Annotated in this window: 22 protein-coding genes and 1 pseudogene; 5 read left to right on the top strand and 18 right to left on the bottom strand. The window is 66.4% G+C overall.

Translation table 11 applies throughout. The features are described 5' to 3' along the window. Positions 1-18: 18 nt before the first annotated feature. The 3 genes and pseudogenes from AB4061_RS05445 to AB4061_RS05435 all read right to left on the bottom strand — a co-directional run bounded on the left by AB4061_RS05445 (position 19) and on the right by AB4061_RS05435 (position 5001). Positions 19-3045, bottom strand: coding sequence for an FAD-binding and (Fe-S)-binding domain-containing protein (locus AB4061_RS05445; RefSeq protein WP_441631638.1), 3027 nt, complete (start codon positions 3043-3045; stop codon positions 19-21). 162 nt (positions 3046-3207) lie between these two features. Then, positions 3208-3384: pseudogene (locus AB4061_RS05440) on the bottom strand (MFS transporter); the annotation flags it as partial. Between the two features lie 396 nt (positions 3385-3780). Beyond that, the gene (locus AB4061_RS05435) at positions 3781-5001 is read right to left on the bottom strand and encodes a pyridoxal-phosphate-dependent aminotransferase family protein (protein ID WP_441631636.1); all 1221 of its coding nucleotides are present in this window, start codon (positions 4999-5001) and stop codon (positions 3781-3783) included. Between the two features lie 170 nt (positions 5002-5171). On the opposite strand from AB4061_RS05435, the gene AB4061_RS05430 reads away from it, so the two are divergent. Together AB4061_RS05430 and AB4061_RS05425 are read left to right on the top strand one after the other, a co-directional pair. Beyond that, positions 5172-5897, top strand: coding sequence for a GntR family transcriptional regulator (locus tag AB4061_RS05430; protein WP_441631634.1), 726 nt, complete (start codon positions 5172-5174; stop codon positions 5895-5897). Between the two features lie 86 nt (positions 5898-5983). Further along, on the top strand, positions 5984-6202 hold the full coding sequence (locus AB4061_RS05425) for a DUF2188 domain-containing protein (RefSeq protein WP_441631632.1): 219 nt from the start codon (positions 5984-5986) through the stop codon (positions 6200-6202). Positions 6203-6322: 120 nt separating this feature from the next. Here the strand turns inward: AB4061_RS05425 and AB4061_RS05420 are convergent, their stop codons facing one another. The 3 genes from AB4061_RS05420 to AB4061_RS05410 form a co-directional block, all read right to left on the bottom strand. Then, positions 6323-6616: a XapX domain-containing protein gene (locus AB4061_RS05420; protein WP_441631630.1), complete on the bottom strand. Its 294-nt coding sequence runs from the start codon at positions 6614-6616 to the stop codon at positions 6323-6325. A gap of 79 nt (positions 6617-6695) precedes the next feature. Continuing rightward, positions 6696-8567 carry an amidohydrolase gene (locus AB4061_RS05415; protein WP_441631628.1) on the bottom strand — a complete coding sequence of 624 codons (1872 nt, stop codon included), beginning with the start codon at positions 8565-8567 and terminating at the stop codon, positions 6696-6698. A 78-nt stretch (positions 8568-8645) separates the two neighbouring features. Further along, a complete protein-coding gene (locus AB4061_RS05410; protein WP_441631626.1) occupies positions 8646-9332 on the bottom strand; it encodes a hydrolase in 687 nt (228 codons plus the stop codon). Between the two features lie 341 nt (positions 9333-9673). Between AB4061_RS05410 and AB4061_RS05405 the strand changes: the two genes are divergently transcribed. Together AB4061_RS05405 and AB4061_RS05400 are read left to right on the top strand one after the other, a co-directional pair. After that, positions 9674-10438 carry an SDR family oxidoreductase gene (locus AB4061_RS05405; protein WP_441631624.1) on the top strand — a complete coding sequence of 255 codons (765 nt, stop codon included), beginning with the start codon at positions 9674-9676 and terminating at the stop codon, positions 10436-10438. A gap of 39 nt (positions 10439-10477) precedes the next feature. After that, the gene (locus AB4061_RS05400) at positions 10478-11002 is read left to right on the top strand and encodes a hypothetical protein (protein ID WP_441631622.1); all 525 of its coding nucleotides are present in this window, start codon (positions 10478-10480) and stop codon (positions 11000-11002) included. Positions 11003-11022: 20 nt separating this feature from the next. Here AB4061_RS05400 and AB4061_RS05395 read toward each other — a convergent pair whose 3' ends face one another. The 6 genes from AB4061_RS05395 to AB4061_RS05370 all read right to left on the bottom strand — a co-directional run bounded on the left by AB4061_RS05395 (position 11023) and on the right by AB4061_RS05370 (position 14006). After that, positions 11023-11211, bottom strand: coding sequence for a hypothetical protein (locus AB4061_RS05395; RefSeq protein ID WP_441631620.1), 189 nt, complete (start codon positions 11209-11211; stop codon positions 11023-11025). Between the two features lie 5 nt (positions 11212-11216). Further along, positions 11217-11498, bottom strand: a complete 282-nt coding sequence (locus AB4061_RS05390) for a hypothetical protein (protein ID WP_441631618.1) — start codon at positions 11496-11498, stop codon at positions 11217-11219. Further along, positions 11495-12382: a PhzF family phenazine biosynthesis protein gene (locus AB4061_RS05385; RefSeq protein ID WP_441631616.1), complete on the bottom strand. Its 888-nt coding sequence runs from the start codon at positions 12380-12382 to the stop codon at positions 11495-11497. The genes AB4061_RS05390 and AB4061_RS05385 overlap by 4 nt, the downstream gene beginning before the upstream one ends. A gap of 16 nt (positions 12383-12398) precedes the next feature. After that, positions 12399-12821, bottom strand: coding sequence for a tripartite tricarboxylate transporter substrate-binding protein (locus AB4061_RS05380; protein WP_441631614.1), 423 nt, complete (start codon positions 12819-12821; stop codon positions 12399-12401). Next, complete coding sequence (locus tag AB4061_RS05375; protein ID WP_441631612.1) at positions 12782-13087, bottom strand: Bug family tripartite tricarboxylate transporter substrate binding protein; 306 nt, start codon at positions 13085-13087, stop codon at positions 12782-12784. The genes AB4061_RS05380 and AB4061_RS05375 overlap by 40 nt, the downstream gene beginning before the upstream one ends. A gap of 211 nt (positions 13088-13298) precedes the next feature. Further along, a complete protein-coding gene (locus AB4061_RS05370; protein ID WP_441631610.1) occupies positions 13299-14006 on the bottom strand; it encodes a hypothetical protein in 708 nt (235 codons plus the stop codon). Positions 14007-14245: 239 nt separating this feature from the next. On the opposite strand from AB4061_RS05370, the gene AB4061_RS05365 reads away from it, so the two are divergent. Further along, on the top strand, positions 14246-14563 hold the full coding sequence (locus tag AB4061_RS05365; RefSeq protein ID WP_441631608.1) for a high-potential iron-sulfur protein: 318 nt from the start codon (positions 14246-14248) through the stop codon (positions 14561-14563). 18 nt (positions 14564-14581) lie between these two features. Here AB4061_RS05365 and AB4061_RS05360 read toward each other — a convergent pair whose 3' ends face one another. The 6 genes from AB4061_RS05360 to AB4061_RS05335 are packed head-to-tail and all read right to left on the bottom strand — an operon-like array spanning position 14582 to position 20522. Then, a complete protein-coding gene (locus AB4061_RS05360; protein ID WP_441631829.1) occupies positions 14582-14986 on the bottom strand; it encodes a Na+/H+ antiporter subunit G in 405 nt (134 codons plus the stop codon). 27 nt (positions 14987-15013) lie between these two features. Then, positions 15014-15289, bottom strand: a complete 276-nt coding sequence (locus tag AB4061_RS05355; protein WP_441631606.1) for a K+/H+ antiporter subunit F — start codon at positions 15287-15289, stop codon at positions 15014-15016. Further along, positions 15274-15777, bottom strand: a complete 504-nt coding sequence (locus AB4061_RS05350; RefSeq protein ID WP_441631604.1) for a Na+/H+ antiporter subunit E — start codon at positions 15775-15777, stop codon at positions 15274-15276. Before AB4061_RS05350 ends, AB4061_RS05355 begins: the two co-directional genes overlap by 16 nt. 4 nt (positions 15778-15781) lie before the next feature. Next, a complete protein-coding gene (locus tag AB4061_RS05345) occupies positions 15782-17314 on the bottom strand; it encodes a monovalent cation/H+ antiporter subunit D (protein ID WP_441631602.1) in 1533 nt (510 codons plus the stop codon). Beyond that, the gene (locus tag AB4061_RS05340) at positions 17311-17697 is read right to left on the bottom strand and encodes a Na+/H+ antiporter subunit C (RefSeq protein ID WP_441631600.1); all 387 of its coding nucleotides are present in this window, start codon (positions 17695-17697) and stop codon (positions 17311-17313) included. Before AB4061_RS05340 ends, AB4061_RS05345 begins: the two co-directional genes overlap by 4 nt. After that, a complete protein-coding gene (locus tag AB4061_RS05335) occupies positions 17697-20522 on the bottom strand; it encodes a monovalent cation/H+ antiporter subunit A (protein WP_441631598.1) in 2826 nt (941 codons plus the stop codon). The genes AB4061_RS05340 and AB4061_RS05335 overlap by 1 nt, the downstream gene beginning before the upstream one ends. Positions 20523-20626 lie beyond the last annotated feature (104 nt).

Below are 20626 nucleotides of genomic sequence, written 5' to 3'. Positions count from 1 at the left end.
GCGGGCCTCAGGCCCGCCCTATCGCTTCAGCGCCATCGCCAGCACACGCGCCACGTGCATGGCCTCGGTGTCGGCGCCGTCCAGGATCTGGTGGCGGCAGCTGGTGCCGTCGGCCACCACGATGGCATTGGCGGCGCGCTTGCGCACCGCTGGCAGCAGCGACAGCTCGGCCATGGCCTTGGACGCCTCGTAGTGCTCGGCCTCGTAGCCAAAGCTGCCCGCCATGCCGCAGCAGGACGATTCCACCGGGGAGACCTTCAGGCCGGGGATCCAGCCCAGCACGGCCTGCACCGGGGTGAAGGCGTCGAATGCCTTCTGGTGGCAGTGGCCGTGCACCACGGCCTCGCTCGTCTGCAAGGCATCGAGATCGAGCGAGAGGCGGCCGGCTTCCTTCTCGCGCACCAGGAACTCCTCGAACAGGAAGGCTTGTGCGGCCAGCTTCCTGGCCTCGTCGCCGTAGCCATAGTTGAGGAACTCATCGCGCAAGGACAGCAGGCACGAAGGCTCCAGGCCGACGATGGGGATGCCGCGATCGACATAGGGCTTGACCGCATCCAGCAGGCGCCGCGCCTCCTCCTTGGCCTGGTCCACCAGCCCCGCAGCTAGAAAGGTGCGGCCGCAGCACAAGGGGCGCTCGCCTTCGTGGCGGTTGAAATGCACCGTGTAGCCCGCCGCCTCCAGCACCTGCTGCGCCGCCAGTGCGTTCTCCGGCTCCATGTAGTTGCTGAAGGTATCGACGAAGAGCATGACTTCGCGCGCCCCCCCGCCTTGGTGCGTTGCCTTGGCTTTCGACAGGAACGCGGCCTTGAAGCGCGGCAGCGAGCGCTGGGGCGCGAATCCCATGGCCCGCTTCACCACGCCGGAGATGCCGGGAATACTATCGGCCAGCGCTAGCAGCCCGGCAAGGCGGCTCGCCACGGGCGCATAGCGCGGCATGAACGCCACCATGCGCTCGCGCAGGGTGATGCCGTGCCGCCGGGCCCAGGCATGGCGCGCCTCGATCTTGAACCTGGCCATGTCCACACCGGTCGGGCAATCGCGCTTGCAGCCTTTGCAGGAGACGCACAGATCGAGCGCTTCCTTGACTTCGGGGCTGGCAAGGCCGTCATCGCCCAGCTGCCCCGACACGGCCAGCCGCAGCGTATTGGCACGGCCGCGCGTGACGTGCTGCTCGTCCTTGGTCACGCGATAGCTCGGGCACATGGTGCCCGCATCGAACTTGCGGCAGTGGCCGTTGTTGTTGCACATCTCCACCGCCGCGGCCAGGCCGCCGGCGCGGTCGGTGCCCGTGCCGGGCGCCGTCTCCTCGCCGGTCAGCGGGTTACGGCTGACGTTCCATGCGGACCAGTCGAGCGCCGGCGTGAGCGGCAAGGCGGCATAGCCCGGCGCAAAGCGGAAGTTCTCGCGCGCGTCCATCTTGGGCGGGCGTACGATCTTGTCCGGGTTGAAGCGGTTGTCCGGATCGAACAGCGCCTTGATCTCGCCGAAGGCGGCGTTGATGCGCGGGCCGTACTGCCAGGCCACCCATTCGCCCCGGCACAGGCCGTCGCCGTGCTCTCCGGAGTACGCGCCCTTGTACTCGCGCACCAGCTCCGCCGCTTCCTCGGCGATCTCGCGCATGCGCGCCGCGCCGTCGCGCCGCATGTCCAGGATCGGGCGCACATGCAGCGTGCCCACGCTGGCATGGGCATACCAGGTGCCCTCGGTCTCGTGCTTGTGGAACACGGCGGTAAGCCGGCGGGTGTACTCGGCCAGGTGCTCCAGCGGCACGGCGCAATCCTCGATGAAGGAGACCGGCTTGCCGTCGCCCTTCATGCTCATCATGATGTTGAGCCCGGCCTTGCGCACGTCCCACAACGCCTTCTGCGACTTGGCGTCGGCCATCTTGACCACCGAGCCGGGCAGCCCAAGGTCGCTCATCAGCGCCGCCAGGTCATCGAGCTGCGCCAGCAGCGCGCTGTGTTCCTCCCCAGCGAACTCGACCAGCAGGATGGCCTGTGGCTCGCCGGACAAGGCGCTCTCGATGACGGGGCGGAACGCCGGGTTCTCCATCGACAGGTCGATCATGGTGCGACCCACCAGCTCCACCGCAACCGGCTTGAGCCTGACGATATGCTGCGTCATGTCCATGGCCTGGTAGAACGTGGGGAAATTCACCACGCCCAGCACCTTGTGCCGCGGCAGCGCAGACAGCTTCAGCGTGACCTGGCGGCTATAAGCCAGCGTGCCCTCCGAACCCACGAGGATATGCGAGAGATTGGCGTAGCCGTCGTCGGTATACGCGCGCGGATTCTGGCATGCGAACAGGTCGATGTTGTAGCCGGCCACACGGCGCAGCACCTTGGGCACGCGCTCGGCAATCTCGTCCCGCTCGCGCGTGGCGATGCGTTGCAAGCCATTCAGGATGCCCGCCACGCGCGGATCGGAGACGGGCGCCTTCAGCGAGCCGAAATGGCATTGGCTGCCATCTGCCAGCACGGCATCGATGCCCAGCACGTTGTGCACCATGTTGCCGTACTCGATGGAGCGCGAGCCGCATGAGTTGTTGCCGGCCATGCCGCCGATGGTGCATTGCGCCCCCGTCGATACATCCACCGGAAACCACAGGCCGTGCGGCTTCAGCCAGGCATTGAGGTGGTCCAGCACGATGCCTGGCTCAACCGTGACGGTAGCGGCCACCGGATCGAAATCCACCACATTGTTCAGCCACTTGCTGTTGTCGATCACCAGCGCCTCGCCAACCGTCTGGCCGCACTGGCTGGTGCCGGCGCCGCGTGCCAGCACCGGGGCTTTTTCGTCGCGGGCGATCTCCAGCGCCAGCAGCAGGTCCGCCTGGTCCCGCGGCACCACCACGCCAATGGGCGTGATCTGGTAGATCGAGGCATCGGTGGCGTAGCGGCCCCGGTTGGCGCGGTCGAAGAACACGTCGCCGCGCAGTTCCTTGCGCAAACGGGCCGAGAGCGGCGACAGTGCCGGGCCGGCGCGGCCCGGCGACGGCACAAGATGGATCGGCTTGACGAGCATCGGGGAGGAGGATTGGTTCATGGCTTTCTGCCAGGGCTTGTGTGGAGGGGTTGCCGTGCCGGTGCGCCGTGTCATGCGAGGATCAGCTCAACCGGCGGCTGGCGAGCTCCTGCTCGGGATAGGAATAGAGATGGGGATAGCGCCGGCGCATGGTTTGCGGGTCGGTTGGCATGTCTGCGTGGCTCAGGCGCGCAACGGCTTCGCGGCATCCGCGGGCTCGGTTTCGAACTTGCTCTCTGGCTGCATGCGCAAGGCCAGGATCACGCCGATGCCCATCAGCACCATGCTGCCGATAAACGGCAGCTCCCAGCTGCCGAAGCGGTCGATCAGGTAGCCCGAGAGCACCGGCGAGATGATCGCAAGGCCGATTTCGGTCTTGCTGAGGTTGAACTCCTGGCCAAAACCGGCCGCGGCCGTACTCACATTGACGCGGTCCAGCTAGGTGATGAAATACATGATGCATAGCATCCCCAGCACGACGCTGGTTGCACGCAGGCGCTTCATGGTTTGTCTCCGTTGTGTTGTTCCTGCCCGCCCGGCGGGGCGCCGGGGCCGAGGCAAATTCATCGCGGCCGGCCGGCTCTATGGCCGGTTCCCGCTGCTGCGCACAGGCGGTGGCATGGCTGCCGAACGGCAAAATTGGGCAACACCTGTCCCTGGCCTCACCCCAGGGGTGAAGCCATGCCTGATTGCACTTGTTCGCTTGCTATTGCGTTGCGCGGGTTCAGGAAGGCCGCCCGGCCCTCCCGCGCTGGCTTATGCCGCGGCCTTCAGCACCGGGCCAGCCGCATGCGAGGCCAGGTACTCCATCGCCGCCACGACCCCGCTGGCCGCCACCGGCACGCCGGCGAGCTTCAGCCCCATTTCGCAGCCGGACAGCGTGGCCATCAGCGTGAGGTCGTTGCAGTCGCCGAGATGCCCGATACGGAACATCTTGCCGCGGATCTTGCCCAGCGCCTGTCCCAGCGACATGTCGAAGCGCTCATAGATGCGCTTGCGCACTGCGTCGGCATCCACGCCGTCGGGCATCATCACGCCCGTCAGCACGGGGCTGTACACGGAGGCATCCGCGCACTGGATTTCCAGGCCCCAGGCCCGCACCGCGCGGCGCGTGGCTTCGGCCAGCCGCTGGTGCCGCGCGAAGACGTTGTCCAGGCCCTCCTCCAGGATCATGTCCAGCGCCTCGGACAGGCCGTAGAGCAGATTGGTGTTCGGGGTGTACGGCCAGTAGCCGTTCTTGTTGGCTTCGATGATCTCGTCCCAGGCCCAGAACGCGCGCGGCAGCTTTGCCGCCTTGCTGGCCGCGATGGCCTTGGGCGACAGCGCATTGAAGCTGATCCCCGGCGGCAGCATCAGCCCTTTCTGCGAGCCCGATACCGTCACGTCCACGCCCCACTCGTCGTGGCGATAGTCCGCCGAGGCCAGGCCGGAGATGGTGTCCACCAGCAGCAGCGCCGGGTGGCCGGCCGCGTCGATCGCGCGGCGCACCGCAGCGATATCGGAGGTCACGCCGGTCGAGGTCTCGTTGTGCACCACGCACACCGCCTTGATGGCGTGCGCGCTGTCGGCGCGCAGGCGGGCTTCGATCATGTCGGCCTGCACGCCGCGGCGCCAGCCTTCGATGCCCGGCAGCCCGAGGAATTCCGGCTTCAACCCGAGCGCTTCCGCCATCTTTTTCCACAGTGTGGCGAAGTGACCCGTCTCGAACATCAGCACCGTGTCGCCGAGGCTCAGCGTGTTGGTCAGCGCGRCCTCCCAGGCGCCGGTGCCGGAGGCCGGATAGATGATGACCGGCTGCTCGGTCTTGAAGATCTTCTTGATGTCCGCTAGCACCTTGCGGCCCAGCGCGCCGAACTCCGGGCCGCGATGGTCGATGGTCGGGTAGCTCATGGCACGCAGGATCCGGTCGGGCACGGGGCTCGGGCCGGGAATCTGCAGGAAGTGGCGGCCGGCGGGGTGGAAGTCGAGTTTGATCATGGATTGTCCTTCCTTTGTGAATTATGAATTTTGCATTCAAAATACTTTAGCAGACGAAACGCACCACTTCCAAGCGCTGTTTTGGCCTGAACACTGGGTGTTTACCCCGAATTTGGGTGCCTGCGAAGAGATGCAGTAGAATGCGAAAAACGCAAAGATAAGGACTTTGAATGCAGAATCCATCTGGCAGCGACCTCACGCGCCCTGCCACGGTCCTCCCCAAGGTCGAGCGCCAGCGGCTGCACGACACGGTAGTCGAGCACCTGCGCAAGTTCATCGTGGAAGGCGTGCTATCCCCGGGCATGAAGCTCAACGAGCGTGAGCTATGTGAAACGCTGGGCATCTCCCGCACGCCGCTGCGCGAGGCCTTCAAGGTGCTGGCGGCGGAGGGCCTGATCGACATCTCGCCTAACCGGGGCGCCAGCGTCTCGCGCATGACGGAGGCGGAAGTCTGGGAGACGTTCGAGCTGATGAGCGGCCTGGAGGCCTTCTCGGGTGAGCTGGCTTGCGAGCGCATCACGCCGGCCGAACTGGCCGAGATCAAGGCGCTGCATTATTCGATGCTGGCCTGCCGCGTGCAGAACGACCTGCCGGGCTACTACAGCCGCAACCAGGAAATCCACGACCGCATCAACGAGGCGGCGCGCAATACCGCGCTGCGCCAGACCTACCAGGGCATCAACCGCCGCCTGAAGGCGCTGCGCTTTCGCTCCAACCACCAGACCGACAAGTGGGACCGCGCCGTGCATGATCACGAAGACATGATCAAGGCACTGGAGGCGCGTGACGGCAAGCTGCTGGGCGCCATCCTCAAGCGCCACTTGCTGGAAAAGCGCGACGCCATCATGCAGATCCACCCGGATCCGGTCGGCGACCCGCCCGCCCACAACGACTAAAGTCAGACGATCTCCGATAGCCGTGTGCTGGCACTGGACCAGAATGGAGTGAGCCGCTATCTGCAAGACCCCCACAGGAGATCGTCATGACAGCCCATAACATCCACGTTTTGCCACATGGTTCCGGATGGGACGTGATCCAGGAGGGCGCGCGGTATRCCAACTCACATCACGCGTCGCAGGAAGACGCCGTGGCGGCCGGCACGCGCGACGCCCAGCGCGAGCAGGTCGAGTTGTTGATTCACGGACTGGACGGACAGATCCGTACCCGCAGCAGCTTCGGGCAAGAGCCTCGCTCGACATAGCGCTGAAGATGGCCAAGCCGATGCGCGAAGCCGAGCGGCACGAGATGGCATCCACCAGCCAGAAGGGCAAGCCGGGACATAAGTCCAGGTCCCTGGCGCCATGCCCCGCGTGGAGCGGCACTACGTGCCGCTCTTGTCCCCTGTGCTGGCCACTGTTGCCGCCGCCTGTGCCGGCGCAGGCGGCGCGGGCGGCGCGCCACTGATCTTGGGCACGCACTCGGAGCGGAACCACGCAACGGTGATCGGCTCGCCGGCCATCAAGCGCTTCGCGGTAGGCACCACCTGTTCGCCAACCAGCATCCCAAGCAGCCCGATCAAGGCAATGGCGGGCGGGGCCGGCGAGCGGACCTGCAGCAGCGCATAGATGATGCCGACCAGAATCCCCGCGCCGAACGAAACAAGAAACAGCTTCATGGTGCTTCTCCCTGGAAGTAGCCGCCGGTCAGGATGGTGGTGCGGGCCAAAAGCAAAAGGTGTTCCCTGCTATCAGAAATCAGAATGCCCAGCAGGAGCAACCCAACGCGCCCCAGAACCCGCGGTAATCCGACACCGGCGCGCTGGACTGCCACGCACCCGCGTGTGCATGGCCGTGCACGCCGCAGGCGCTCGCGCAGCCGCAGCCAGCCGTCACGGCCAGCGTCTGCGCGCCCGGCGCTCGGCGTGGCTGGTAACCGCCAAAAGCGCGCACCGGCGCCCAGTCTGGCATGGCGGGTGGCAGCGGCGGCGCCAGCTTGCCGAAGTCGCCATCGCCATACACGACTTTGCCGCCCAGCATGGTCAGCACCGAGGTGATGTCCTGGATCTCGTCGCCCGGCACGGAGAAATAGTCGCTCGACAGCACTGCCAGGTCGGCCAGCTGCCCGGCCTGGATCTGGCCCTTCTTGCCTTGTTCGGAGGAGAACCAGGTATTGGCCTCGGTCCACAGGCGCAACGCGGCTTCGCGGTCAAGCAGGTTGGCCTGCGGATACAGCGAGAGTCCGCCCAGGGTCTTGCCGGTGACCATCCAGGACAGCGACACCCAGGGGTTGTACGACGCCACGCGCGTGGCATCGGTGCCGCCGCCCACCTTGACTCCGCGCTCCAGCATGCGCTTGATGGGCGGCGTGCTCTCAGCGGCCTTGGCGCCATAGCGCTCGACGAAGTACTCGCCCTGGTAGGCCATGCGGTGCTGCACGGCAATGCCGCCGCCCAGCGCGGCGATGCGGTCGATGTTGCGGTCCGTGATGGTCTCCGCGTGGTCGAAGAACCAGTGCAGGCCGTCGAAGGGCACGTCCCTTGCCACCTTTTCATAGACGTCCAGCGCGCGGGAGATGGTCTCGTCATAGGTGGCGTGCAGCCGCCATGGCCAGCGGTTTTCCGCCAGCAGCCGGATCACCGGCTCCAGGTCGCTCTCCATGGAGGGCGGCATCTCGGGACGCTCGACACGAAAATCCTCGAAGTCCGCGGCGCTATAGACCAGCATTTCCCCGGCGCCGTTGTGCCGGTAGACGTCGTCGCCCTGCCCCGGCCTGACCTTGCCGGCCCAGGTCTTGAAATCATTGAGCTCATCCTTGGGCTTCTGCGTGAAAAGGTTATAAGCCAGCCGGATGGTAAGCAGCCCTTCGGCATGCAGGGCCTCGATGATGCTGTAGTCCTCCGGATAATTCTGGAAGCCGCCGCCGGCATCGATCACGCCGGTGACGCCAAGCCGGTTGACCTCGCGCACGAAATGCCGCGTGGAATTCTTCTGGTACTCGGGCGGCAGCTTGGGGCCCTTGGCCAGCGTCGCATAGAGGATGGTCGCATTCGGCTTGGCCAGCAGCAGCCCGGTGGGATTGCCCTGGGCATCATGCACGATCTCGCCGCCCGGCGGATTCGGCGTGTCCTTGGTGTAGCCCACGGTACGCAGGGCGGCGCCATTGAGAATGGCGCGGTCGTAAAGGTGCAGGATGAATACCGGGGTATCCGGCGCGGCCGCGTTCAGCTCGTCGATGGTAGGCAGGCGCCTTTCCGCGAACTGCTGGTCGGTAAAGCCGCCCACCACGCGCACCCATTGCGGTGCCGGCGTGCGCGCCACTTGCTCCTTGAGCATGCGCATGGCATCGGCCAGCGAGCGCACGCCATCCCAGCGCAACTCCATGTTGTAGTTCAGCCCGCCGCGGATGATGTGCATATGGCTGTCGATCAGCCCCGGCACAACGCAGCGGCCATGCAGGTCGATCACCTGGGTGCCGCTGTGCGCCAGGGCCATCACATCCTGCCGCGTGCCCACGGCAACGAACTTGCCGTCCTGGATGGCAACGGCATCGGCCTGCGGGTTGGCGCGGTCAAGCGTGGCAAAGCGCCCGTTCATCAGGATCAGTTCGGGCTTGGCGGTGGCATCCATGGCGAGGCTCCGGTCGATGGCAACGACATGCAGCGGGGGCCGCGGCGAAGCGGCACCCGCCGGTTCGGCAAAGCGCAGTCAGCGGGCGGGCACTGCCGGCAGGGCCTCGTGCTTGTCGGTGGTCCGTTGCTCGGCCTTGTGCACCATCGTGTAGGCATAGTCCACGCCCATGCCGTAAGCGCCGGAATGCTCCTTGACCAGTTTCATCACGGCGTCATAGGTGTCGCGGTGCGCCCAGTCGCGCTGCCATTCGAGCAGCACCTGCTGCCAGGTCACGGGGACGACGCCAGCCTGGATCATGCGCTGCATGGCATAGTCGTGCGCTTCCTTGGAAGTGCCGCCCGAGGCGTCGGCCACCATGTAGATTTCGTAGTTGCCCTCGGCCATCGCGCATAGCGCAAAGCTGTTGTTGCACACCTCGGTCCACAAGCCGGAGACGACGACTTTCTTGCGCCCGTTCGCCGCGAGCGCGTCACGTACCTTCTGGTCATCCCAGGAGTTCATCGACGTGCGCTCAAGCAGCGTCTTGCCAGGAAACACATCGAGCAATTCCGGATAGGTGAAGCCCGAAAAGCTCTCGGACTCCACGGTAGTGATCGTGGTGGGAATATTGAAGATCTTCGCGGCCTTGGCCAATCCGACCGTATTGTTCTTGAGGGCCTGCCGGTCCATGGATTGCACGCCGAAGGCCATCTGCGGCTGGTGATCAATGAAAATCAACTGACTGTTCTGTGGCGTCAATACCTCGAGCTTCGGGTTAGCCATGGTGGTTCTCCGATACGGACGTGCCGATGGATTGAGGACGCGTGGCGCCCTCGTCCTGGATTCGCCTGGTGGGCGTGGCGCCCGCGTGCGTGCACATGCGGCGGCCTGAAGCGCGCCCCATGCTTTGAGCCTTACTAATATAGGAACTCTTTTCAAACGGGCCAGGCTTTTCTTACCCGGCAGCGGGCACATTCTTCCTTGCCTTCAGCGCCGGCATGGCGTCATGCGCTTATGTGAATTTTGCGATACGGCCCTGTTGGAAATCGCATTTGGCAACCATACTCGCTTAACCAGGCGAAATCAGGCGGAGCCCTCCGCATGCGCCGAACGGGAGAAACGCCATGGAACGCTTGGCCGGAAAGGTCGCCATCGTCACCGGTGCCAGCGGCGGCATCGGATTCGCCACGGCGAAGCTGTTTGCCGCCCAGGGCGCCAAGGTCGTCATCGGGGCGCGGCGCCAGGACGAACTGGACAAACTGGCCACGCAGATCCGCGCGGCCGGCGGCGACGCCACCGCCCTGGCTGGCGATGTGCGCGCGGAGAACTATGCCGAGGCGCTGGTTGCGCTGGCGGTCGAGCGCTACGGCAGGCTGGATGTCGCGTTCAACAACGCGGGCACGCTGGGCGAATCCGGTCCCAGCACCAGTGTTTCCGAGGCGGGCTGGAATGACGCCATCGCGATCAACCTGACGGGTTCCTTCCTCGGCGCCAAGCACCAGATCGCGCAGATGCTCAAGAACGGCGGCGGCTCGGTCATCTTCACCTCGACGTTCGTCGGCTACAGCTTTGCGTTCCCCGGTGTGGCAGCTTATGCGGCGAGCAAATCGGGCCTGATCGGCCTGACCCAGGCGCTGGCCGCCGAGTTCGGACCACAAGGGGTGCGTGTCAATGCAATACTGCCGGGGGCGGTGGACACCGACATGTACCGCAGCATGAACAGCACGGCGGAGTCTCAATCCTTTATCACCAACCTCCACGCCCTCAAGCGCGTGGCCAGCGCGGACGAACTGGCCAGATCGGTGCTGTACCTGGCATCCGACGATTCAGCCTTCGTGACCGGTACCGCATCCCTGGTGGATGGTGGCGCATCGATCACCCGTACCTGAGCAAAGGCTCGAAAGCCACGACACCAGCAACGCGTTCCGATGCCCATCACTGCGCCGCTCTCCTCAAAGCTTGCCCTGATCTCGGCCCAAGGATTCGCGTTCCGCGAAAGCCGCCAGCCGGACTACCGCTTCGAATGGCATACGCACGATTGCGCCATGCTGCTGTGGCCGCGCCTGGGCAAGCTCAAGAGTGCGTGGATGGCGCTAGGCCATGATTCCGATCGCGCCCCAGGCCTCGCGGACTCCCGCGCCGCAAGGCTGGTCCGGGGTTCGGCCGTCTTGCTTCCCGTTTGTGCCCCGCACCTCACCGTCTCGGACTCGGGCCGCCAACAACACGGGGAGCTGTACCTGCCGCCCGACAGCCTGCACGCGTGCCGGCATTTCGGGGCCCTCCGCCTGGACGGCGCCAGTCCCGTCAGCATCCGGCGCAGGCTGCTGGCAGCGCATGCCAGGGCATTGCTGAGCGAGGGGCATTCACTGGCCCGGGTCAGCGAGCGGCTTGGATTCGCTACCAGCGGGCACCTCTCCAGGCTCCTGCGGACGGCCGGCGAGCAAACCCGTTAGCCAGCCGTCCGACAACGCGTTTAGCCAGCCAGCGCCCACGCATCGATCTCGATTTCGATCCAGGCATGGCTCGACAGGCTCGCCACGCCAACCGCGCTGCGGGCAGGCAGCAACTGGCCGGGAAACGCCACGCACAGCACGGCCGAGGCCGCGTCCAGCACCGCGGGATGGTGCGCGAAATCCGCCGATGCACGAATGAAGCCGCGCAAGCGCATCACTTGTGCCACCCGGTCCAGCTGGCCGCCGCAAGCATCCCGCAGCGCCTCAGCATGGCCACTTCGGCGGCAAGGCGCGCGTCGGCCACGTCGTACTCGCCGTGGCAAATGCCCGCGATGGCTATCCCATCTTGCCGGCAGGTCTGGCCGCTGATGGCAATCCATCGCCCTTCCTGCCCGGACACCATGCAGGAAGGGGCATACATGCCGCGCAGCACGGGCGCGCTCGGCAATGCAAAGCCGGCGGCTGCCAGCCGGGCCTCCGGAGATGCATGGCTCACGGCGCCTCCCATTCCACGCTGCCGCTTAACCAGCAACCATCGCTCCCCCCTTCCGGCGAATACCGAGGGCTCACCTGGATCTCGGACGGGCAGCCCATGGCTTCGCCTTGCACGACGGTGACCGCTTGCGAGCCAGCACCGTCGCTGGCAAACGCGCCCGACGCAATCAGATGCCCCCAGAGCGCGGCCGCGGCGATGCCCGTCGCCGCGTCCTCCGGGTAGCCAGAGGATTTGGGGAACTGCCGGGCATGCACAACGTGCGGCGCCGTCGCATCCATCGCAAACGGATAGAGCCCCGTGGAACCGATCGACTCGCACAGCGCTGCCATCGCGTCGAAAGCCGGCTGCAACCGGTTGAGCGCCGCCACATCCGGCAGTGCCACCAGGGTCTTGACCCGGCTGGTGGATGCGTTGGTCATGGCGTAGTGCGCGGCGCCGGCCGGCAAACGAAGCACGTCGGCCACGCGCTGGCGCTCCGGCTCCGACAGCGCGCGGCGATTGACGGGCGGCTGCGAGATCCAGGCGCGCTGGTGCGCTTCATCCCACCGGGCGACGACCGGGCCGCTCAAGGTCTCCACCCGTGCCGTGGGGCTGGTCCAGCGTTTCCATTGGCGCAGCGCCCAGAGCGTGCCGACGGTGGCGTGCCCGCACATTTCCATCTCGTGCTGCGGGACAAAGAAGCGCAGGCGCCAGTCGAATCGGCTATCGCTCGGCGGCAGGACAAAGGCGGATTCATGTCCATGGCTGAGCGCCACCTGCTGCATGGCAGCGTCGGACATGCCGCGCGCATCGGCAACAAGGGGAACCGGGTTGCCGCCACGGGCCGCGTTCGCACCGCGCACAAACACGCGCATGACCGTGACCGCGCCGGGCGTAGTGGGCATGCTGATCGAGGCGGGCTTATTCAACGGTGGCCCCCACGGATCTGGCAATAGCGCCCCAGTACGGAATGTCCTTGTTCACCGTTGCCTGCATCTCGGCCGGCGTGCCCGGATGAGCGGTAACGCCCTTGGTGGCCAGGTCGCGCGCCACATCGCGCTGCGAGAGCACCTTGTTCAGCGCCGCATTGAAGCGGCTGACGATGGCCAGCGGCGTGCCCTTGGGAAAGGCCACGCCATACCAGAGCTGCTGCTCGAAGTTGGCAATGCCCTGCCTGGCGAAGGTCGGCACGTCCGCCAGCAGCGGCGTAGGCGCGGTCGTCGCGATGGCCGTGACCTTCTGCGCTTTCACGTAAGGCGCCAGGCCGACCGGGTTATCGAACATCAACTGGACCTGCCCGCCCATCAGGTCGGTATAGGCCGGCGCCGCGCCGCGATACGGCACGTGGAGCTGGTGGTGACGACCCCGGCGGTGTAGCCATCCGGCGTGGCCCGCGCGACAAAGGTCGAGCCGATGGTGCCGCCGGCCCCGCTACGGTTGTCGATGACGACCGGCTGCCCGAGTTCCTTTTGCAGCAGCGGCTGGATCGACCGGATGACAAGGTCGGTGCCCCCGGCCGCCGGGAACGGGACGACCAGCGTGATGGGCCGGGCAGGCCAGCCCTGCGCAAAGGCCGTCCCGAAGCTCAGGGCGGCAAGGATGACGGCCAAAGCCCCGTGGGCTCCGTAAGACAGAAAAGGTCGATGGAAAGGTCGATGGAAAGATCGGTAAGGCAGTCGTGGCGCAGATGACATGGCGTTCTCCCTGGATGGAAGCAACGAGTCTATTCAGACGCCCTGGGCGGGCCAAACCCGGATGCGACAAGCGGCAGCCCAAATGCGACACGCCGCCGCGCGGCACCGCGCGTTCCCCGCCCTCGCCTCAACCCGCCGAACTGGCGGGAAGCACCGAGACACGGACGCTGGTAATGCCCAGCGCCTCGCGCCCGGCAGCATCCGCTGCGACCGTCCACGCCTTCAGCGTCTCGGCGACCGACTGCAACAGCGCCGCCCCCGTAGTGGACGTTTGGTCCAGCCCCAGCAACACCTCGAACGACGCGCTGCGCTCGCCCGCCACCTGCAGCCGCGCATCCAGCTCGCCCAGCAAGGCGTAGACGGCATTGGCCAGCAGTTGCACAAAGCCGCGCTGTAGGCCAAGCGGCTGGTACGGCGGGCGAATCCACGATTCGACCAGCGTGACGAAGATCACGCCGGTTTCGTCGGCATTGATCTCGAACGCGCAGTACCCGACCGGATCCAGGTCCCGCGCGAGGATCAGGCGGTAGAACAGGACCTGGCCGCAAACCTCATCGGTGTCCATGTCCATCTCGAATGCCTGGCCCGGCTCCCAGTCCTCGCTGTCGAGGACTTCGCCAGCGGCCGGCTCGTCGCTGGCGTGCGCATCGAGCTGGCTGCGCAGCGCAGCGAGCACCTCATCGCGCCCCGGCGCTTCCGGCGGTTCCGTATAGATGGCAAACCGCTCTGCCTCGCCCGCCTCGGCAAAGGCAGTGCCCATCAGGGGCGCGAGCTGCAAAGGCAGCGGCGCCTGCAGGGCTTGGCGGAGGGTGTCGGTATTGGTGGACGCGGTCATGGGCTTGATAGAGCTTGAGGGCTTAAGGGCTTGAGGGCCTGGGATTGAATGCGTGCCAGCGGCGCAGGCACAAAAAAGTCAGCGCCGAGTTTGCCACAGATATGGCACGGCGAAGCGCTCGGATGGGTGGGTGCCGCCTCAACCCGCAACGGGCCAGCAGCGCCTGTGCCACAATCGCCCGGCCGGATGCCGAAACACCCCGCAAAATATCCGCCGGCCCAGAGAAAAAAGGAAACCCCATGTCCTCCCGCCGTCAATTCCTGAAAACAATGCCGGTGGCCGTTGCCGCAAGCCTTGCCGCCGTCCCGGCCTGGCGTGGCGCTTACGCCGCCGCGCCCACGCTCGACGAGGCCGACCCGCAGGCGGTCAAGCTGGGCTACAAGGCGGATACCCGCAAGGTAGACCAGGCGAAATATCCCAGGCATGCCGCCAGCCAGACCTGCGCCAACTGCCAGCTGTTCCAGGAGGGCGCCAACCCGGCAACGGGCGGCTGCGTGCTGTTTGGCGACAAGCAGGTTGCTGCCGCGGGATGGTGCAGTGCGTGGGAACAGGGATAGAAGCCGAAGGTTGCACGCTCAGTTGCCCTGAGCGTCCCGGGGCGAAGCCGGCTCCACGCCCTGCGCCGGCGCTTCGCCGCGCTCCCGGTCCTGCGCATCCCACAATCGCCCGCGCGTGCGCGGGTCCACCGGCAGCCGCTGCTGCATGGCCGCCTTGGCCAGCATATGGGCGCCGATCGGCGCGGTGAGGAACAGGAAGGCGGTAACCAGCAACTCATGCAGGCTCAGGCCGTCGCCTTGGTTGCTGAAGAACACCACCGACGCCAGCACCACGCCGCCAACGCCAAGCGTGGTCGACTTGGTCGGGCCGTGCAGGCGCATGAAGAAATCCGGCAGCCGGACGAGGCCGATGGCGCCGACCAGGGTGAAGACACTGCCGATCAGCAGCAGCGCGCAGGTGGCGATTTCCGCGACGGGGCTCATCGAATCCATGGGGTCTCCCGGTGCCGGTTACTTGAGTTCGATGATGTCGCCGCGCTGCAGGTACTTGGTCAGCGCGACGGTGCCGATAAAGCCCATCACCGCGATCAGCAGCGCAATCTCGAAGAACAGCGCCGAGCGCAGCCAGATGCCGAACACCACGATCAGCGCGATGGCATTGATATTGAGCGTATCGAGCGCCACGATGCGGTCGGGCAGGCCCGGGCCGCGCACCAGGCGGATAAAGGCCAGCAGGCAGGCAACGCCAAGGATCGCCAGCGAGATCGGTATTACGACGGCAAGCATTCGAATATCTCCCTTAACGGCGTCTCGTAGCGCGTCTTGATCAGCGCGATCAGCCTGGCTTCATCATCAAGATCCAGCACATGCACCAGCAGGCGGCGGCGGTCGTCGCTGAGTTCGGCGCACAAGGTGCCAGGGCTGAGCGACACGATGCTGATCAGCGCGGCCAGCGCCAGCTCGTGCTCGACATCGATCGGCAGCTGGATAAAGGCCGGGCGCAGCCGGGATACCGGCCCCAGCACCAGGATGGCCACTTCCACATTGGCCACCACGATGTCGATGAGCACATGCACCAACAAGCGCAGCATCAGGTCGGGACGAGACAGCCGCACCGGCGGCAGCCAGAGCCGCGACCCGATCCGCAGCGAGAACGCCCAGCCGAGGAAGGCACCCAGCGCGCAGTTGCCAGGCGATGCGCTATTGGTCAGCAGCAGCCAGATCGCCAGCAGCGCCAGGCTGAGCCAAGGATGCGGGAACATGCGTTTCCACATGATGTCAGCCTCCCCCGGACGGCAGCACCGCGCGCAGGTACGCGCCACGGTCGAACAACTGGGCGGCCGTGTCGGCAAGATACTGGCTCAGCGGACGGGCACACACGACCAGCGCCAAGCTGCAGGCCAGCAGGAACGCGCAGCAGCCCAGTTTCCAGCCGTCGGGCGCAATGCGCTGGTAAGCGCCGTGGCGCTCCGGATCGTGATCCTGGGGCAGGCGCCACAACAGGCGCGTGCCCGTGCGGCTGACCGCAATCAGCAGCGCCAGGCTGGACAGCAGGATGCAAGGCCACAACACGGCCGCCGCCGGCAGCGAGGCACTGCGCATGACCATGACCTTGCCGATGAAGCCGGATAACGGCGGCAGGCCGATCGCCGCCACCGCCGCGACCAGGAACAGCAAGCCGGCCAGCCGCGAGCCACGGACCACCGCCACCGGCTCGCGCGCCGGGGCGGCAGGCGGCGCCGGCTCCAGCGCGTCCGCCAGCAGGAACAGCGCCGCCGTGCACAGCGTGGTGCTGAGCAGGTAATACAGCGCGCCCGCCCAGCTTTGCGCTGACTGCATCGACACGCTGGCCGCCAGCAGCCCTACCGATGCCAGCACAAGGTAGCAGGTCAGCGATTTGAGGTTCGGGGCGGCCAGCGCGCCGAGGGCGCCGAACGCCATGGTGGCAAGCGCCAGCCACCACACCCAGTCATGCAGGAACACGCCCAGCATGCCATCCGGCGCATCGAAAACCAGCGCGGCGCAGCGCAGGATGGCGTAGATGCCCACCTTGGTCATGATGGCGAACAGCGCCGCAGCCGAGCCCGTGGCGCTGGCGTAGGCCTTGGGCAGCCAGAAAACCATGGGAAACAGCGCGGCCTTGAGCGCGAAGACCAGCATCAGCATGACGCCCGCCGCCGTGGCCAGCGGTACATCGGCCGGCGCCAGGCCGGCCAGCCGCACGCCCATATGCGCCATGTTGAGCGTGCCGCTCAGCCCATACAGCACGCCGATCGCGATCAGGAAAAAAGCCGATCCCGCCAGGTTCAGCACGACATAGTGCAGCCCGGCGCCGGTGCGTGCCCGCCCACCGCCATGCAGCAGCAAGGCATAGGAGGCGATCAGCAGGATCTCGAAGAAGACGAAGAGATTGAACAGGTCGCCGGCCAGGAAGGCGCCGTTCAGCCCCATCAGCTGGAACTGGAACAGCGCATGGAAGTGCCGCCCGAGGCGCGCATCGCCCCGGCCCGCCGCCACCACGGCGGCCGCGCCCAGCACCGCGGTCAGCAACAGCATCAGGGCGCCCAGCCGGTCGAGCTGGAGGACGATGCCAAACGGCGCTGGCCAGTTCCCGATGTGATCGACCATGATGGCGCCCGTGGCCGCCACGCTGACCATGCAGGCCGCGACCGGCAGCAACAGCAGCGTGACCGCGGTGCTCAGCGCGCGCTGGGCCCGGGCCCAGCGCGCCGGCGTGGCCACCAGCAGGCCGCCGGCAAACATCGGCAGCAGGATGGGCAGGAGAATCGACAGTTGGAGGCTGTGGGTCATTGGCTGCTCGCCCTGTCGGCGCCGGGAGTGCCGGCCGCCGGCGGCTCGCCCTGCGCCGGGCCCGCTTCCCTGCCGTCCACATGATCGCTGCCCGTGATGCCGAGCGAGCGCAAGGCCAGCACCACCGCGAATGCCGTCATGGCAAAGCCGATGACGATGGCTGTCAGCACCAGGCCCTGCGGCAGGGGATCGGCATATTGCGCGCCCGTGGCGATGATCGGCGGGCGGCCGGTGGAGAGCCGCCCCATCCCCAGCAGGAACAGGCTCACGGCGTACGAGATCAGCGCCAGCCCCACCACCACGGAAAACGTGCGCGCACGCAGCAGCAGGTAGATGCCGCAGGCCATCAGGATGCCGACCGTGCCGGCGTAGACGGCTTCCATCAGTCCCCCTCCTTCGCATTGACACTGCCGTTGACACTGCCGTTGACATTGATGCGCTTGTCGCGCACGCCGAGGTGCGACACGATCAGCAAGGTCGTGCCGACCACCGTGAAATAAACGCCAAGGTCAAACAACATGGCGGTCGCCAGTTCGATGTCTCCCAGCAACGGTAAGTGGAAATGGCCGAAGGCCGTGGTCAGGAACGGGAAGCCAAATGCCCAGCTGCCCAGGCCGGTCAGCCCCGCTACCAGGATGCCGCTACCGGCCAGCGCGCGATAGTTCAGCGTGATACGCGCCTCGGTCCACAGCACGCCGCTGGCCACGTACTGCAGCAGCAAGGCCACCGCCGTGATCAGCGCGGCGATAAAGCCGCCGCCCGGCAGATTGTGCCCGCGCAGCAGCACGAAGACCGCGACCAGCATGGTCAGCGGCAACATCAGCCGGGCCAGGATGGCGAGCAGCAAGGGATGGCTCTGGCTCGACCACGGCAGCCCGTTGGGCCCCGCTGGCGGCGCCGTCAGGCGCATGCCCTTGAGCAGCGCCTGCACCGCCAGGCCGGCGATCAGCAGCACGCAGATCTCGCCCATCGTATCGAAGCCGCGGAAGTCCACCAGGATCACGTTGACCACATTGTGGCCACCGCCGCCTTCCACGCTGTTGGCCAGGAAGAACGTGGAGATCGCGTCGTAAGGGCGGGTCATCACGGCGTAGGCCAGGATGGCCAGCAACGTGCCGCCGCCCAGCGCCAGGCAGCCGTCGCGCACATGCCGGCCCACCGAGGACGAATCGGGCCGGCCGGCGGGCAGGAAGTACAAGGCCAGCACCAGCAGCAGGATCGTGACGATCTCGACCGAGACCTGCGTCAGCGCCAGGTCCGGCGCCGAGAAGCGCGTGAACAGCAACGTCACCAGCAAGCCGCACGCGCTCAGCAGCACAAGCGCGGTCAGCCGTTGCCTGTGGGCAATCACCACGCCGATCGCCGCCAGCCCCAGCAAACCCATCCCCGCCACGGTCAGGAGGTCGAGCGGGATCGCTGGCACCGGGCCAGCCAGCGTGTCCAGGTCGGACAGGAAGATGGCGGGAATCAGCAGCATGGCGGCCAGCATCCACGCCAGGTAGCCTTGCAGCGAGCCGGTCTCGAATGCGCCGGTGACGCGGCCGGCCATCCGCGCCAGGCTGTCGATGCCGGCCTCGAATGCATCGCGCGCGTTCAGGTGGGCAAAACGCGCGTGCGTTCGATGAAAAGCGTTGCGCCGCAAGAAGAACAGCACGCCGCCGCAGCCCATTGAGACCAGGCTCATCAACAGGGGCAGATTGACGCCATGCCACAGGCTGAGGCTGTATTCCGGCAGCGGCCCGCCCAGCGTGGCCAGGGCGGCAGTCGCCAGCAAGGACCCCACCGTATACGCCGGGAACAGCCCGACCACAAGGCAGATGGCAACCAGCACTTCCACCGGGATCTTCATGGAGCGTGGCGGCTCATGCGGCGGATAGTTCGGCAGGTCGTCCGGCTCGCCGCCAAAGAACACGCCGTAGATAAAGCGCAGCGAGTACGCGACCGTCAGCGCCCCCGCAAAGGTCGCCGCCGCCGGGATGATCCAATTGAAATCGCCCAGCAAGCCCTGTGCGAGCGTCTCTCCGAAGAACATCTCCTTGCTCAGGAAGCCGTTGAACAGTGGCACGCCCGCCATCGAAAGCGACGCCACGATGGCCAGCAACGCCGTGTGCGGCATATAGGGGCGCAGGCCCCGCAGCCGTTGCAGGTCGCGCGTGCCGGTTTCATGGTCGATGATGCCCGCCGCCATGAACAGTGACGCCTTGAACACCGCATGGTTGATGATGTGGAACAGCGCGGCCACCGTGCTCAGCTGCGTGTCCAGGCCGAACAGCAGCGTGATCAGGCCAAGATGGCTGATGGTGGAATACGCCAGCAGGCCTTTGAGGTCCCGCTGCAGCAAGGCCATGCCCGCGCCAAGCACCAGCGTGGCAAGGCCGGTGAGGCTGACCATGTAGAACCACCAGTTGGTGCCGTCCAGCACCGGATACAGCCGCGCCAGCAGGAAGACACCAGCCTTGACCATCGTGGCGGAATGCAGGTAGGCGGACACCGGCGTGGGCGCCGCCATCGCGTGCGGCAGCCAGAAACTGAAGGGAAACTGCGCGGACTTGGTAAACGCCGCCAGCAGGATCAAGCTCAGCATCGCCGGATACAGCGGGTGGCGCTGCACGGTGCCGGCCTGGGCCAGCACCACGGAGAGCTCCATGCTGCCGCAGATATGCCCGAGCAACAGCACGCCGGCCAGCAACGCCAGCCCACCCCCGCCGGTCACCGTCAGCGCCATGCGCGCGCCCTTGCGCGCATCGGAGCGATAGGACCAGAAGCCGATCAGCAGGAACGACACAATGCTGGTCATCTCCCAGAACACCGCCAGCAGCAGCAGGTTGCCAGACAGCACCACGCCCAGCATCGCCGCCATGAACAGCAGCAGCAGGGAGAAGAAACGTACGGTGGATTCGCTGCGCGGCAGGTAATAGCGCGCATAGAGGATGACCAGCAACCCGATGCCCAGCACCAGCAACGCAAACACGTAGGCCAGGCCGTCCAGCCGCAGGCTGAGGCTTAGCCCGATGTCCTCGAGCCAGGGCTGGCGCCAGGCAATGGCGCGGCCCTCGAACACCGCGCTGCGCACGCTGAGCAGCAAGCCAAGGCCAATCAGCGGCGTGCCCACCACGATGGGCGCGGCCAGGAAGCGCGCGTGACGCCGCACCGGCAACAACAGCAACGCTGCCAGCAAGGGAAGCGCGATCAACCAGGCCATCACCATCGGCGGGCTCCGCAGGCGCGCCGCGTGCTGCCGGCGACGGGGGCGTCAATGAGGTTCAAGGGGTTTTCGAGGGCGTTCAATGTGTCGGCGTCCTGGGAAGCTCC

This window comes from Cupriavidus sp. YAF13, assembly GCF_052113425.1.
Classification (GTDB): domain Bacteria; phylum Pseudomonadota; class Gammaproteobacteria; order Burkholderiales; family Burkholderiaceae; genus Cupriavidus.
Note: the sequence above shows the minus strand (reverse complement) of the source record. Positions and strands in the feature narration are given on the sequence as shown.